The sequence below is a fragment of the Paenibacillus sp. EKM206P genome, from assembly GCF_011066155.1.
GTDB classification, from domain to species: Bacteria; Bacillota; Bacilli; order Paenibacillales; family Paenibacillaceae; genus Paenibacillus; species Paenibacillus polymyxa_D.
In genome coordinates, this window is the sequence record NZ_JAAMNQ010000015.1 from 58,698 (window position 1) to 70,737 (window position 12,040).

General features: G+C 42.9%; 14 protein-coding genes and 1 tRNA gene. 14 read left to right on the forward strand and 1 reads right to left on the reverse strand.

The features are described from left to right. Nucleotides 1-32 precede the first annotated feature (32 nt). The 14 genes from G9G53_RS22910 to G9G53_RS22970 all read left to right on the forward strand — a co-directional run bounded on the left by G9G53_RS22910 (nucleotide 33) and on the right by G9G53_RS22970 (nucleotide 11,349). The gene (locus G9G53_RS22910) at nucleotides 33-749 is read left to right on the forward strand and encodes a hypothetical protein (protein WP_238796289.1); all 717 of its coding nucleotides are present in this window, start codon (nucleotides 33-35) and stop codon (nucleotides 747-749) included. Further along, nucleotides 700-1,221: an accessory gene regulator ArgB-like protein gene (locus G9G53_RS26955; protein ID WP_165150524.1), complete on the forward strand. Its 522-nt coding sequence runs from the start codon at nucleotides 700-702 to the stop codon at nucleotides 1,219-1,221. The genes G9G53_RS22910 and G9G53_RS26955 overlap by 50 nt, the downstream gene beginning before the upstream one ends. Then, entirely contained in the window at nucleotides 1,218-1,340 is a 123-nt protein-coding gene (locus tag G9G53_RS26770; protein ID WP_274597676.1) for a hypothetical protein, read from the forward strand. Before G9G53_RS26955 ends, G9G53_RS26770 begins: the two co-directional genes overlap by 4 nt. A gap of 21 nt (nucleotides 1,341-1,361) precedes the next feature. Continuing rightward, nucleotides 1,362-2,075: a hypothetical protein gene (locus tag G9G53_RS22920; RefSeq protein WP_165150526.1), complete on the forward strand. Its 714-nt coding sequence runs from the start codon at nucleotides 1,362-1,364 to the stop codon at nucleotides 2,073-2,075. Nucleotides 2,076-2,884: 809 nt separating this feature from the next. Beyond that, a complete protein-coding gene (gene guaB / locus G9G53_RS22925; protein ID WP_013308172.1) occupies nucleotides 2,885-4,342 on the forward strand; it encodes an IMP dehydrogenase in 1,458 nt (485 codons plus the stop codon). A gap of 336 nt (nucleotides 4,343-4,678) precedes the next feature. Next, nucleotides 4,679-6,067 (forward strand): D-alanyl-D-alanine carboxypeptidase family protein, encoded by a 1,389-nt coding sequence (locus G9G53_RS22930; RefSeq protein WP_165150528.1) that lies wholly within the window; start codon nucleotides 4,679-4,681, stop codon nucleotides 6,065-6,067. 131 nt (nucleotides 6,068-6,198) lie between these two features. Continuing rightward, nucleotides 6,199-7,080 (forward strand): pyridoxal 5'-phosphate synthase lyase subunit PdxS, encoded by an 882-nt coding sequence (gene pdxS / locus G9G53_RS22935; RefSeq protein ID WP_025720037.1) that lies wholly within the window; start codon nucleotides 6,199-6,201, stop codon nucleotides 7,078-7,080. Between the two features lie 16 nt (nucleotides 7,081-7,096). Next, on the forward strand, nucleotides 7,097-7,663 hold the full coding sequence (gene pdxT / locus G9G53_RS22940) for a pyridoxal 5'-phosphate synthase glutaminase subunit PdxT (protein ID WP_029514961.1): 567 nt from the start codon (nucleotides 7,097-7,099) through the stop codon (nucleotides 7,661-7,663). 35 nt (nucleotides 7,664-7,698) lie between these two features. After that, the gene (serS, locus tag G9G53_RS22945) at nucleotides 7,699-8,982 is read left to right on the forward strand and encodes a serine--tRNA ligase (RefSeq protein WP_025720034.1); all 1,284 of its coding nucleotides are present in this window, start codon (nucleotides 7,699-7,701) and stop codon (nucleotides 8,980-8,982) included. An 89-nt stretch (nucleotides 8,983-9,071) separates the two neighbouring features. Next, nucleotides 9,072-9,160 (forward strand) — tRNA-Ser (locus G9G53_RS22950). 144 nt (nucleotides 9,161-9,304) lie between these two features. Next, nucleotides 9,305-9,646 (forward strand): hypothetical protein, encoded by a 342-nt coding sequence (locus G9G53_RS22955; RefSeq protein WP_029514958.1) that lies wholly within the window; start codon nucleotides 9,305-9,307, stop codon nucleotides 9,644-9,646. Between the two features lie 28 nt (nucleotides 9,647-9,674). Further along, the gene (locus tag G9G53_RS22960; RefSeq protein WP_007428073.1) at nucleotides 9,675-9,845 is read left to right on the forward strand and encodes a hypothetical protein; all 171 of its coding nucleotides are present in this window, start codon (nucleotides 9,675-9,677) and stop codon (nucleotides 9,843-9,845) included. 72 nt (nucleotides 9,846-9,917) lie between these two features. Continuing rightward, nucleotides 9,918-10,073 (forward strand): small acid-soluble spore protein P, encoded by a 156-nt coding sequence (locus G9G53_RS22965; protein WP_029514956.1) that lies wholly within the window; start codon nucleotides 9,918-9,920, stop codon nucleotides 10,071-10,073. 199 nt (nucleotides 10,074-10,272) lie between these two features. Further along, nucleotides 10,273-11,349, forward strand: coding sequence for a hypothetical protein (locus G9G53_RS22970; protein WP_165150530.1), 1,077 nt, complete (start codon nucleotides 10,273-10,275; stop codon nucleotides 11,347-11,349). 87 nt (nucleotides 11,350-11,436) lie between these two features. Here G9G53_RS22970 and G9G53_RS22975 read toward each other — a convergent pair whose 3' ends face one another. Beyond that, entirely contained in the window at nucleotides 11,437-12,003 is a 567-nt protein-coding gene (locus G9G53_RS22975; protein WP_069011492.1) for a GNAT family N-acetyltransferase, read from the reverse strand. Nucleotides 12,004-12,040: the final 37 nt, after the last annotated feature.

Consider the following 12,040-nt stretch of genomic DNA (forward strand, 5'->3'; position numbering starts at 1 on the left):
ATAATTAAGGTAACTTAACTATAGGGTGGTGTATGGTGTTAACTAATTTTTTCTATTTAATTATGGGTGTCTTTGATGCACTGGCTATTCTTGTGTTCCCTTTAGCTTTGTACATGCTCCCCATAAAAGACTACAAGTATAAGATTATCCTTTTTGCTGTGGTTATTTCTCTTGTATCCTTTTTGATGAGGATTGTACTGAACATACCTAAATTTGACTTACCTTTGCAGTATGGTCTGTTTGTAATATTTTATAGACTTTCTCTAAAAATAAAATTACATTGGTCTGCTTTTATATTGGGGTCTGCCATAAGTGCCTATGCCACTTTACAAATGTTAATTTTTTATGTATATAGCTTCCTTAATATAATGCAGATAACTGTATTAAAGGAAAACGCCTCTCTGCAAGTGTTTTTGTTGCAAGGAACTTCTATACTCACTACTTACCTTATTGCCGCAATTTTCAAGCTATACAAAACGGGATTTTCTTTCATATCAGCGCCTCCCCATGATTTCATCTGGAGAGAAGACTACAATACAACAGAAAATAAAATGGTCTTAACAAGTACCCTGTTTTCGACAATAACGATAAGTTTGGGAGTAATACTGTTGTATTATTTAAATCCGCTTGCAATATTGCTGGTGTCTATATTCACTTTTGGACTTTCGTACTACTTTTCAAAGAGGAGCGATTACGAGGATGCTCGAAAAGCTATCGAGGCATATCGCATCAGAAATAAAGAAAGCTGATCCTGATGGCCCCGGCAGTGTTGCGGTCTTAGCATACGTAATAGGGATTAAGCTTAATTGGTTTACGGGGTTAATGCTTACAGTGCTATTTGGATGGGTACTGGGTGATATTTTAAATGCCCTTTTGGCTTTTTTCAGTTTTGTAGCACTTAGAAAGTTCTCGGGCGGGTTTCATTTCCGATCATTGACATTCTGTGCTGTATTTTCTGCAACGCTTTTCGCTAGTATACCTCTAATACATCTTGGACACGATGGCACAATCTTGTTTACATCCATAACAGCTTTAGTGGTCTTATGGGTGGCTCCGCGCAAATCTGAGGACCTTAATCCTTCGGGATTAGACCCATATTTAAAATGGATTTCGTTAGCTGTCGTAATCACTAATTTTATATTCCAATCCCCTGTAATTGCTCTATCTTTCACGGCTCAAGCTATTCTACTTCTACCAAGGAAGGGAGGTGAGCAACCATGAAAAAGAGTATCGCGCGTCTTGTATCTAAATTGTTAGTTAACGATGCAGAAAAATCTTCTAGATCAGAAAAAACATTAGTAGGCGCAATGCCTGTACCACAAGAACTAAAAAAGAACTAAAAAAGAAATGAACATACTCATATGGAAAACAGAGAAATTTTTGCACCCGAGATACTTCCAAGTGGGGACTTTGGAAATAGGTATTCATTTTTCGAAAGCGACCTAATAGCTGTTGAAAGATGGATACCTAAATCAAATTATGAAATACCGCTTTTTATCACAAATTGCGGTAATTATACAGCACCTACAACACACGGGGAATTCGCTGTTGGATTCCCCGATTTCCTTAGTCTGGATACAGGGAATTTGGTTAATCTTAAAAATGTCTCCAGAGGGGAAACTGGTGATTATGGCGGTAAGGTTTTTTTTAGGGGAACTGATATGTATACCAGTGTTAATAAACTCAACTCAGTTATATTGACCGAACTAATAGAAGCTGCACAGAAGCGGCCAACTGATCAACGGTTTATCATGGGCGTGTGTAATTCTAAAGCAGGCCTTTTTCCTGCTAGGGACGTTTGCTATATGGACATGTGGGACCCCAAAAAAAATTATCACGTACCGCGTTTCTATCATTCAAGTGGATTTTACGTGGTTGCTCTTACCATACGCCAGTGTCAGGGGGCATTTCCCTACCTATACCCAGCCACGCCGGGTCACCTCATTAATGTATCCAGGGTAGCCGGATTTGAAGAACATAGTTTTGGCATCATAGTGACTTTTAAAGACACGAATTATACGTGTCCTATCTCCAAACCAAAGCACAGAGCTTTGAAAAAAATACTTAAAAAATAAATAAACCCGGCCAATGGTCGGGTTTATTTATCATACTTTATCTCTATTGTCAATATCAATCTACCCTAGGATGGCGCAAATCGATTCGACATGAGACGACACCATTCCCCTTTACGTCATAATGCGATGTTGGTATAAAAAGGATAAGAGATTCAAGAATTTAGAATAACAGGGGCTTTCGTTCTTGGTACGGGGAGTGAATGAAAAAAACGCCTCCCAAAAGAGAGGCGTTTAATGTGGGTTGGCATCCCTGCCAGGATAGCCAAAATTGTCCCACAAGAAATTGATTCAACGTGAGTATACATTTTATTGTACAAGCAGTAAAGATAATTGAAGGGGTTGAAGTCATTGTCAGACAGCCAAGATTACCTAATAAAACTAAGAGCTTGCAAAGGGGTATCCCGAGAGTCAGCGGCCATGGATATAGGCATCTCGCCGCGCGAACTTGAGTTCTATGAAGGGAACCCCGACCTTGTCCCGTTATCCATAGCTGTACTAATCGCTTCCTATTATAATGTAGATTTAAAAATGATGTTATAGAACGGAAAAAGACGCCTTCAAATTCAGGTGTCTTTTTTAATGTCTCCCCACAATGTACCCACAGTAGAAATATTATTCGTACTTACTCTGGCTTTTTATTCTGATACGATTGGGAAAAAGCCCGATGTATGGGTATTTATTTTGATTTGCGTTTTTGATACGATTGAGCTAAGATTGCAATAATATATTTTCAGAGAGCCTTGATTTGTCCATGTCGGACAGACAACAAGACCAATACAGACTAAACAATTTGAAGGAGGATCATCTTGGTGTGGGAAGATAAATTCGGTAAGGAAGGCCTTACCTTTGACGATGTTTTGCTGGTACCTCGCAAGTCGGTGGTTCTGCCCAAAGAAGTAAGCGTGGCGACACGTTTGAGTGATAACGTAAAGCTGAATATTCCTTTAATGAGTGCTGGTATGGATACTGTTACTGAGGCAGTGTTGGCAATCGCGATGGCTCGTGAGGGCGGTATCGGTATTATTCATAAAAATATGTCGATTGAACAGCAAGCGGTAGAGGTGGATCGGGTTAAACGTTCTGAGAGCGGTGTTATCACCAATCCATTCTCATTGACTCCGGATCATTTGGTATCTGATGCTGAAGCAGTTATGGGTAAATACCGTATTTCTGGTGTACCTGTTGTAAACGAAGAAAACAAACTGGTGGGTATTATTACTAACCGTGATCTTCGCTTTATTCACGATTTTAACCTTAAAATCAGTGAAGTCATGACGAAGGAAGAACTGGTAACTGCACCTGTAGGTACGACTTTACAGGAAGCGGAAGTCATTTTGCAAAAGCATAAGATTGAAAAGCTCCCTTTGGTCGATGATGAAAATTATCTCAAAGGTCTTATCACCATTAAAGATATTGAGAAAGCTATTCAATTTCCGAACGCAGCGAAAGATGCACAAGGTCGTCTTCTGGTCGGTGCGGCTGTTGGTATTTCCAAGGATACATTTGATCGGACTGAAGCACTTGTAAAAGCGGGTGTGGATATGATTGTTGTGGACTCTGCTCACGGCCATCATATTAACATCATTGAAGCGGTCCGCAAGCTGCGTGAAGCTTATCCTGATCTGACGATTGTAGCAGGTAATGTAGCTACTGGAGACGGAACGCGCGAATTGATTGAAGCAGGAGCATCGGTCGTAAAAGTCGGTATTGGTCCAGGCTCCATCTGTACAACACGCGTAATCGCAGGGATAGGTGTTCCACAAGTAACAGCAATTTATGATTGTGCAACAGTAGCACGTGAATATAATATTCCGATTATTGCAGACGGCGGTATTAAATACTCCGGTGAAATTACAAAGGCCATTGCGGCAGGCGCTTCTGCGGTAATGCTGGGAAGTCTTTTTGCAGGTACGGAAGAAAGCCCGGGCGAATCTGAAATTTACCAAGGACGCCGCTTCAAAGTATATCGCGGTATGGGCTCTATGGCTGCGATGAAGCAAGGTAGTAAAGATCGTTATTTTCAAGATGACGACAAGAAATTGGTACCGGAAGGCATCGAAGGACGCGTTGCTTATAAAGGACCACTTTCCGACACTGTTCATCAGCTATTGGGCGGTCTCCGTTCCGGTATGGGTTATTGTGGTACAGCTAATATTGAGGAGCTTCGTAACGATACAAGCTTTATCCGTATTACAGGCGCTGGTCTGCGTGAGAGCCATCCGCATGATGTGCAAATTACGAAAGAAGCACCAAACTACTCTCTATAAAGTTCGGCTGTAGTAGACTTGACGACAGGCAGAGCGTATTTCGCTCTGCCTGTCTTTTTTTAGAGATACCCCTGTGATAGAATAGACAAGTGTCCGCCTTTATAACGAAATTATTGATGAATTAGGACACGTAGGTCTTTTGGATGATTCCTACCAGTGAAGAAGATTTGAGCAGAAAATGCTCATGACAGGATACAACTAAGAAAGCAAAATAAAACGAAATGAAACTGGATTTTAACACTAAAACATTAATTACATTGGCCAAGTAGAGGCTGTAACCACCGTCTCGTTGTACATAACGGATCGGGTTGAGGTACGAGAGGAGTTTGTATTCATTTGAAAGCGAACAATTTAAAGCAAAATACAAAACGCAGCATGATTAAAAAGAGCGTGACTGCAGTCATGGTGCTCAATATGATGTATATGTCGGCATTGCCTGTTGTAGGCAATTTCGATCCGAGCGTGGCTACTTTTGCAGCTGGAGCGGCAACACAGGCAACCAATATTACGGGGACAGGTTCTATTAACCCCCCTAGTCTGGCACTACGTTCTGCCATTTTGATCGAGCCTTCCACGGGGCAAGTATTGCTGTCTATGAATCCAGATGAGCCACTTCCACCAGCAAGTATGACTAAAATGATGACAGAATACATCGTGGCTGAACAGGTTAAGCAAGGTAAACTCAAGTGGACGGATAAGGTTACGGTTAACGAGAATGCTTCTAAGAGCATTGGATCACGTATTTTTTTGGCTCAAGGGGATCAACATACGGTAGAAGAGCTTTATATTGCCATGGCGGTAGGTTCTGCTAATGATGCAACAGTAGCCCTTGCTGAACGCGTATCCGGAACTGAGCAGGATTTTGTAAAACTAATGAATGAAACAGCTCAGAAAATGGGCATGAAAAATACGTATTTTATCAACTCGACTGGTTTGGACCGTGGTGATATGCCGAAAGGCTTCCAGCCGGATACAGACCGGGAAACGGTGATGACAGCGAGAGATGCAGCTACTCTGGCTGGTTACATCATTAAAGATCATCCGGATTACACACGATTCACGACAATTCAATCTTACAAATTCCGTCCTACTGACAAGGCGCCGATTATTAACTATAACTGGATGCTGGAAGCAAACAAAAATATTACTAACTTTAGAAAGTTTGCTTACCCAGGTTTAGACGGGATGAAAACAGGCCATACGGCCAATGCTGGCAACTGTTTTACAGGAACCGCTGAACGCAATGGAATGCGTCTCATCAGTGTAGTTATGGGAGCTGATTCAGATGCACACCGTTTTACAGAGACAGCTAAAGTGCTGAACTATGGTTTTGATAATTTTGAAGTGAAGCAGGTTATTGCCCCAAAGACGGTGGTTAAGGGTGTTGAGAATGTGCCAGTGACCAAAGGTACGGAAACAGAAGTGCCGATCGTTACAAAAGATGCAGTAAGTTTTATCGTACCCAAGGGTGCGAGCAATCCCAAGGTAACCTTTACAACGAACATTACACCAGCAAGCTCTCTTGTAGCACCTTTGAAGCAAGGGGCCAAAGTCGGAACCATTACGTACACGTACAAGACAGACGGTGTGGATAAAGGGCAGACGAAAACCGTTGATCTGGTTACTACGACAGCAGTAGAAGAGGGCGGCTGGTTCCGAATGCTTTTCCGGGCAATCGGTGATTTCTTCGGAGATATGTTCCAAGGAATTAAGAATCTCTTCTAAATAAGCAAAGCTAAGCGACCTACCTTGTTTTTCATTACTTATTTTGCAGCTTGAAATGATTGTGTATTTGGCATTGGTGCGGTAAAATATTTAGTTAGAATCTAAACGTAACCCTTACAGGAGGCAACGACATGGAAACGGGAACTTCGCGTGTAAAAAGAGGTATGGCAGAGATGCAAAAAGGTGGCGTAATCATGGATGTCATGAACGCTGAGCAGGCTAAAATTGCAGAGGCAGCAGGAGCTACAGCTGTAATGGCTCTTGAACGGGTACCTTCGGATATCCGTGCAGCTGGTGGGGTTGCTCGTATGGCTGACCCAACGATTGTGGAAGAAGTTATGAAGGTTGTTTCTATTCCTGTTATGGCTAAGGCTCGCATCGGTCACTTTGTAGAGGCAAAGGTACTGGAATCTCTCGGTGTTGACTATCTCGATGAGAGCGAAGTATTGACACCTGCGGATGAAGTTTTCCATATTGATAAGCGGGAGTTCACCGTTCCATTTGTTTGTGGAGCCAAGGATCTGGGAGAAGCGCTGCGTCGCATTGGTGAGGGTGCATCTATGATCCGTACGAAGGGTGAACCGGGAACTGGGAATATTGTTGAGGCCGTTCGTCATATGCGTTTTATCAATGGTCAAATTCGCAAGGTGCAAAACTTGTCGAAGGACGAGCTGTATGCAGAAGCGAAAAACCTCGGTGTTGCATATGAACTGCTGTTAGAAGTGCATGAGCTTGGCAAGCTGCCAGTGGTTAACTTTGCAGCGGGTGGTGTAGCAACACCTGCTGATGCCGCGTTAATGATGCATTTAGGCGCTGATGGCGTCTTTGTAGGTTCTGGTATTTTCAAGTCGGATAGCCCTGAGAAGTTTGCACGGGCAATCGTGGAAGCGACCACTCATTATACGGATTACAAGCTGATCGCAGAAGTTTCCAAGAATTTGGGAACTCCTATGAAAGGCATTGAAATTTCCAAACTGGCACCGCATGAGCGCATGCAGGATCGTGGTTGGTAAGAAAGAAGGGACCGGCATGAAAATAGGTGTATTGTCGCTGCAAGGCGCTGTAGCTGAACATATACGAAGCGTTGAACGTGCGGGTGCGGAAGGTATAGCGGTGAAGAAGATCGAACAGCTCGATGAGCTGTCCGGTCTTATCATTCCCGGTGGTGAAAGCACCACTATTGGTAAGCTAATGCGCAAGTATGATTTTATAGAGGCTATACGTCAGTTTTCCAATCAAGGCAAACCTGTATTTGGCACTTGCGCGGGATTGATTGTACTGGCTAAAACGATTCAAGGACAGGAAGAAGCACATTTGGGACTCATGGATATTACAGTATCGCGTAATGCATTTGGTCGCCAAAGAGAAAGCTTTGAAACAGACTTGAACATTAAAGGGATTGAGGAACCGGTTCGTGCTGTATTTATACGTGCACCATTAATACAGTCTGTTGGAACGGGAGTAGATGTGCTGTCTGAGTATAACGGCGAGATCGTGGCAGCCCGTCAGGGTCATTTGCTGGCTTCATCCTTCCATCCGGAGTTAACAGACGATTACCGGTTACATCAATATTTTGTGGATATGGTCCGCGAATAGTGAAAGTCAGGTTTGTAGTGTAGGAGGGATTACCTGTGTTAGATATAAAGATTTTACGTAATGAGCTTGGTAGGGTTGAGAAAGCTTTGCAGAACAGGGGAAAATCTCTGGATCTGATTAATGGTTTTACAGATCTGGATGTAAGCCGTCGTGAGTTACTTCAGGAAAGTGAAGGGCTCAAAAATCGTCGGAACGTGGTATCCGGTGAAGTAGCCAAGTTGAAGAAGAACAAGGAAAATGCGGATGATCTTATTGCAGAAATGCGTCAAGTCTCCGATCGTATCAAAGAATTAGATGAGCAAGTACGCGAACTGGAAGTTCAGATCGACGAATTGGTGATGTCTATTCCGAATATTCCTAATGAAACAGTACCTGTAGGTGCATCGGAAGAGGATAATGTAGAAATCCGTCGCTGGTCGGAGCCGCGCGAGTTTTCTTTTACACCCAAAGCGCATTGGGAATTGGCTCAGGATCTAGACATTCTTGATTTTGAGGCAGCAGCCAAGGTAACAGGTTCTCGTTTTACGTTCTACAAAGGACTGGGAGCAAGATTAGAGCGCGCGCTGATTAACTTTATGATGGATCTGCACAGCAGTGAGCATGGTTATGAAGAAATGCTTCCTCCATACATTGTAAATCGGGACAGCTTGTATGGAACGGGTCAACTTCCGAAGTTTGAAGAAGATTTGTTCAAGCTGCGTGATACGGAGTATTATCTTATTCCTACGGCCGAAGTTCCGGTAACGAACTACCACCGTGAAGAGATTATGAATGCGGAACAGCTTCCGAAATATTATGTGGCATACAGCTCTTGCTTTCGCTCGGAGGCAGGATCAGCAGGACGTGATACACGTGGCCTGATCCGCCAGCATCAGTTCAATAAGGTAGAGATGCTTAAGCTGGTTCACCCGGATACCTCTTATGAAGAATTGGAGAAAATGACGAATAACGCTGAGCGTGTTCTACAACTGCTCGGACTTCCATATCGCGTGCTGGCACTTTGCACTGGAGATATGGGCTTTACGTCTGCCAAAACGTACGATCTGGAAGTATGGTTGCCTGAGAGTGGCATGTACCGCGAGATTTCTTCTTGTTCAAATACGGAAGACTTCCAAGCGCGTCGTGCGAACATCCGGTTTCGTCCAGATTCGAAGGCAAAGCCTGAATTTGTACATACGCTGAACGGTTCAGGTTTGGCTGTAGGGCGGACGGTGGCTGCTATTTTGGAGAACTATCAGCAAGAGGACGGAAGCATCGTGATCCCAGAAGTGCTACGTTCATACATGCGAGGCATTGAGGTTATCGCTCCTAAACAGTAAGTGTTGCATTCTTAGAAGTTCTGTGGTAAAATAATTTTGTTGCGCCTGAGTATGTTTAAAGGGGAAGCAGCTTTATCCATTTACCACCTGGAGAGGTACCGAAGCGGTCATAACGGGGCGGTCTTGAAAACCGTTAGGGGGCAACTCCACATGGGTTCGAATCCCATCCTCTCCGCCATATTCTAAATAAACCAAGCCATTCGAATACGATAGCTGGTACATTGGCCTTTATACGCCAATGATCAGGAATCGTGGGGAATGGCTTTTTTGTTGTATAAAAAGCTCGTTTTTTTCACACGTTATCAGATGTGGAGGTGCTGGCATGAATCGAGAAATGACAGTAGATCAGCAAAAGCTGGTAGAGGCCTGGCAGGAACAACTGCCGATTCTTTTGAATTCAGGGGACAAATCACAAGTACAAGCAGATGAAGCCGACAACCGGGCTATACGAATCCATATCGAGGTAGAAGGCCGGCAAATGTACTCCTTTGATTTTGCATGTACTTATGTAGACTCTCGGGAAGTACAGGTTAGCTTAGTCGATGTAGAACGGGACGGACAGTCTGTGGATGAACGAACAGATATCATTCAGCAGTTAGTGTCCGATTATACTCGGCATATTCACCAATGTGCCCAAACATTACAGTCATTGACGCACTCGTAGGTCATGAAGGAATGAGGAGGAAGACTACATGACAAAAGCCAAAAACGGACTGGATAAAAACCTGTCTAACATTGTTGATGATTTGGAGCAACGTCCAGTTAATAGTCATCAGGCACAGCAAGTGCAGCAGGATCGTAATGATCGCCGTCATCAGGATTCACTAAATCACGATAAAACGGAAGATCTACACCATCTATAGTCCTATTTTAAATGGTAATAAACGGATTTGTTGATGTACCACAAATATAGACTGAGAATGGAGGATGCATAAATGGGCAAGCCTAAAGCCATTCCTGTCCCCGAAGCACAGGATTCTGGTGGAAGTAACGAAAAGCGTGAGCGTAGTCATCAGCAGGAGCCGTTATCCGGTTCCAAGAAGGTGAAACAGCGGAATCACGTGGATCATCATAACAGAGAAGGTTCATAAGCAGGAAGACCTTTCTCCTAAAAATATATTGCATCGATAGTACACCCTGGTTAGGAGAACCAGGGTGTCTTTGTGCTTATTGTAAGAAAATTTTCCAATAAGTGTTTCGCTGTTTGAGAATATGAGTTAAAATAGGAGGTGTGTATTTTTTTGTTAGCATAAAAAAAGGGGTTAATTACGAGAGGAGAGAATCTACACAATGAGTAAAAAGTTATCCGTCTTGGTACTCACTATGGTGTTGCTTTTGACGGTAGCCCTGGTAGGTTGTAGCAAGAAGTTAGAACCGAAGGAAGCAGTTACGACCGGTACTGCAAATGCAATGAAGTTGAATTCTTATGAATCCAAAAGTCAATTTACCGTTAAGGATCTGACAATTTCATCTGCTACTTTACCAAGTGAACAAAGTGCAATGATAACCAGTATGCTGAAAAATGCTGATATTACGCTGGATGGTGTATATCAAAAAGAACCTTTCCAATCTGAAATGACGCTCGGCATTCATTTGAAAGGTGATCTTTCCACCAGCTTCACGATTCCAATGGTGATGACTAAAGATAAACTGTACGTTAAAATTCCTAATATTCCATTTTACCCGCTTCCACAGGATGTTGTAGGTAAATTCCTGATCATTGATCCACAAGAACTGGCTAAACAATCGGGACAAGAATTTAACCCTGCAGCTATGGATCAAGAAAAATCGCAGAAATTTGCGAATGAAGTGATCGCTGCTATTATGAACGAGTATGATCAAGCTACGTACTTCTTTGATATTGATCCTAAAGACGCTAAGTTGCCACAAGGCGTTGAAGCTAAACAAGTAGTTCAGTTTAAAATAACGAACGACAACGTGAAGCAAGCAACCAATACATTTATCACTAAGGCGCTTCCTAAAGTCCTTGATATAATGTCTAAGGACGAATATGCTAGCATGCTTCAAGTGAAGAAGGAAGAGCTGGCTGAAGCGAAGAAAGAACTGCAATCTAACACCAGTGAAGTTAGCAAAAAGCTGGATGAGTTGAAAAACTACTTGACAGTGAAGCAGTTTGACATTAACACAGCTTTGAACAAGGATAACATTCCTGTGTATCAAGACCTGAATGCGAATGTAGAGATGAATGATCCGGCTACAAAAGACAATGTAAAATTGTCTGTAACAGGCTACACGCAATACAACAAAATCAATGCTAAAGCAGCATTTAAAGTAGGTATTCCAACAGCTGATCAAGTCCTGACGATGGAACAACTGCAACAAAAAATGCAAACTGTTGCTCCTTAAGTATGGGATAACATGATTGTAAGAAAACCGCCCGGCTTATGCCGAGCGGTTTTTTGTTTACTTTTAATGTTGTCCCTGTACAGTCATTTAGCTCTGCCACACGTCATCCTCGGCTAAAAGTCCAAACATCTGGTGATCCTGCCATGTGCCCTGAATCTGTACAAGCTTGCGAGCAATGCCTTCTGGTCGAAAGCCACATTTTTCTAATACACGTTGTGAGCGATCATTATGCAAAAGAGTACCCGCTTGGAGACGATGTAGAGATAAGGCACGAAAGGCATATTGTATGATTAACTTTAAGGCAGCGGTCATATGCCCTTTACCCTGTTCATGATGATCCATCATGTAGCCGATATCAGCGAATTGTCCAACTCCACGTACTAGATTGGAAATGGAGATATAACCGATGAGCCGTTCTTCCTTTAAGAGAAAGATACCGAATACGTAACCTCGATCTTCTTCGGCTTGCCGCAATTTCTGACGGATGTAGTCCTGTTGTTTCTCTAATGTGAAAAATGAATCCTCGTAAAGCGGCTCATAAGGCGCATGGGAATCCCTATTTCGGTGCCTAAGGGCGAGAAGGGCTTCGCTATCCGCCAAGCTAAATGGCCGTAAAAAGATACCTTGAGGCGTATTATACAAGCTCATAGGCATGGGGTGATCTCCTTCCATGGGGAATTAGCAATGAGAT

Excerpts from the sequence above, each read along its gene's own strand:
- pdxT (WP_029514961.1), top strand. The coding sequence starts at position 7,097 with ATGAAAATAGGTGTATTGTCGCTGCAAGGCGCTGTAGCTGAACATATA.
- G9G53_RS22910 (WP_238796289.1), top strand. The coding sequence starts at position 33 with ATGGTGTTAACTAATTTTTTCTATTTAATTATGGGTGTCTTTGATGCA.
- pdxS (WP_025720037.1), top strand. The coding sequence starts at position 6,199 with ATGGAAACGGGAACTTCGCGTGTAAAAAGAGGTATGGCAGAGATGCAA.
- G9G53_RS22920 (WP_165150526.1), top strand. The coding sequence starts at position 1,362 with ATGGAAAACAGAGAAATTTTTGCACCCGAGATACTTCCAAGTGGGGAC.
- G9G53_RS22975 (WP_069011492.1), bottom strand. The coding sequence starts at position 12,003 with ATGCCTATGAGCTTGTATAATACGCCTCAAGGTATCTTTTTACGGCCA.
- G9G53_RS22970 (WP_165150530.1), top strand. The coding sequence starts at position 10,273 with ATGAGTAAAAAGTTATCCGTCTTGGTACTCACTATGGTGTTGCTTTTG.
- G9G53_RS22965 (WP_029514956.1), top strand. The coding sequence starts at position 9,918 with ATGGGCAAGCCTAAAGCCATTCCTGTCCCCGAAGCACAGGATTCTGGT.
- G9G53_RS26955 (WP_165150524.1), top strand. The coding sequence starts at position 700 with ATGCTCGAAAAGCTATCGAGGCATATCGCATCAGAAATAAAGAAAGCT.
- G9G53_RS22955 (WP_029514958.1), top strand. The coding sequence starts at position 9,305 with ATGAATCGAGAAATGACAGTAGATCAGCAAAAGCTGGTAGAGGCCTGG.
- G9G53_RS22960 (WP_007428073.1), top strand. The coding sequence starts at position 9,675 with ATGACAAAAGCCAAAAACGGACTGGATAAAAACCTGTCTAACATTGTT.
- G9G53_RS26770 (WP_274597676.1), top strand. The coding sequence starts at position 1,218 with ATGAAAAAGAGTATCGCGCGTCTTGTATCTAAATTGTTAGTTAACGAT.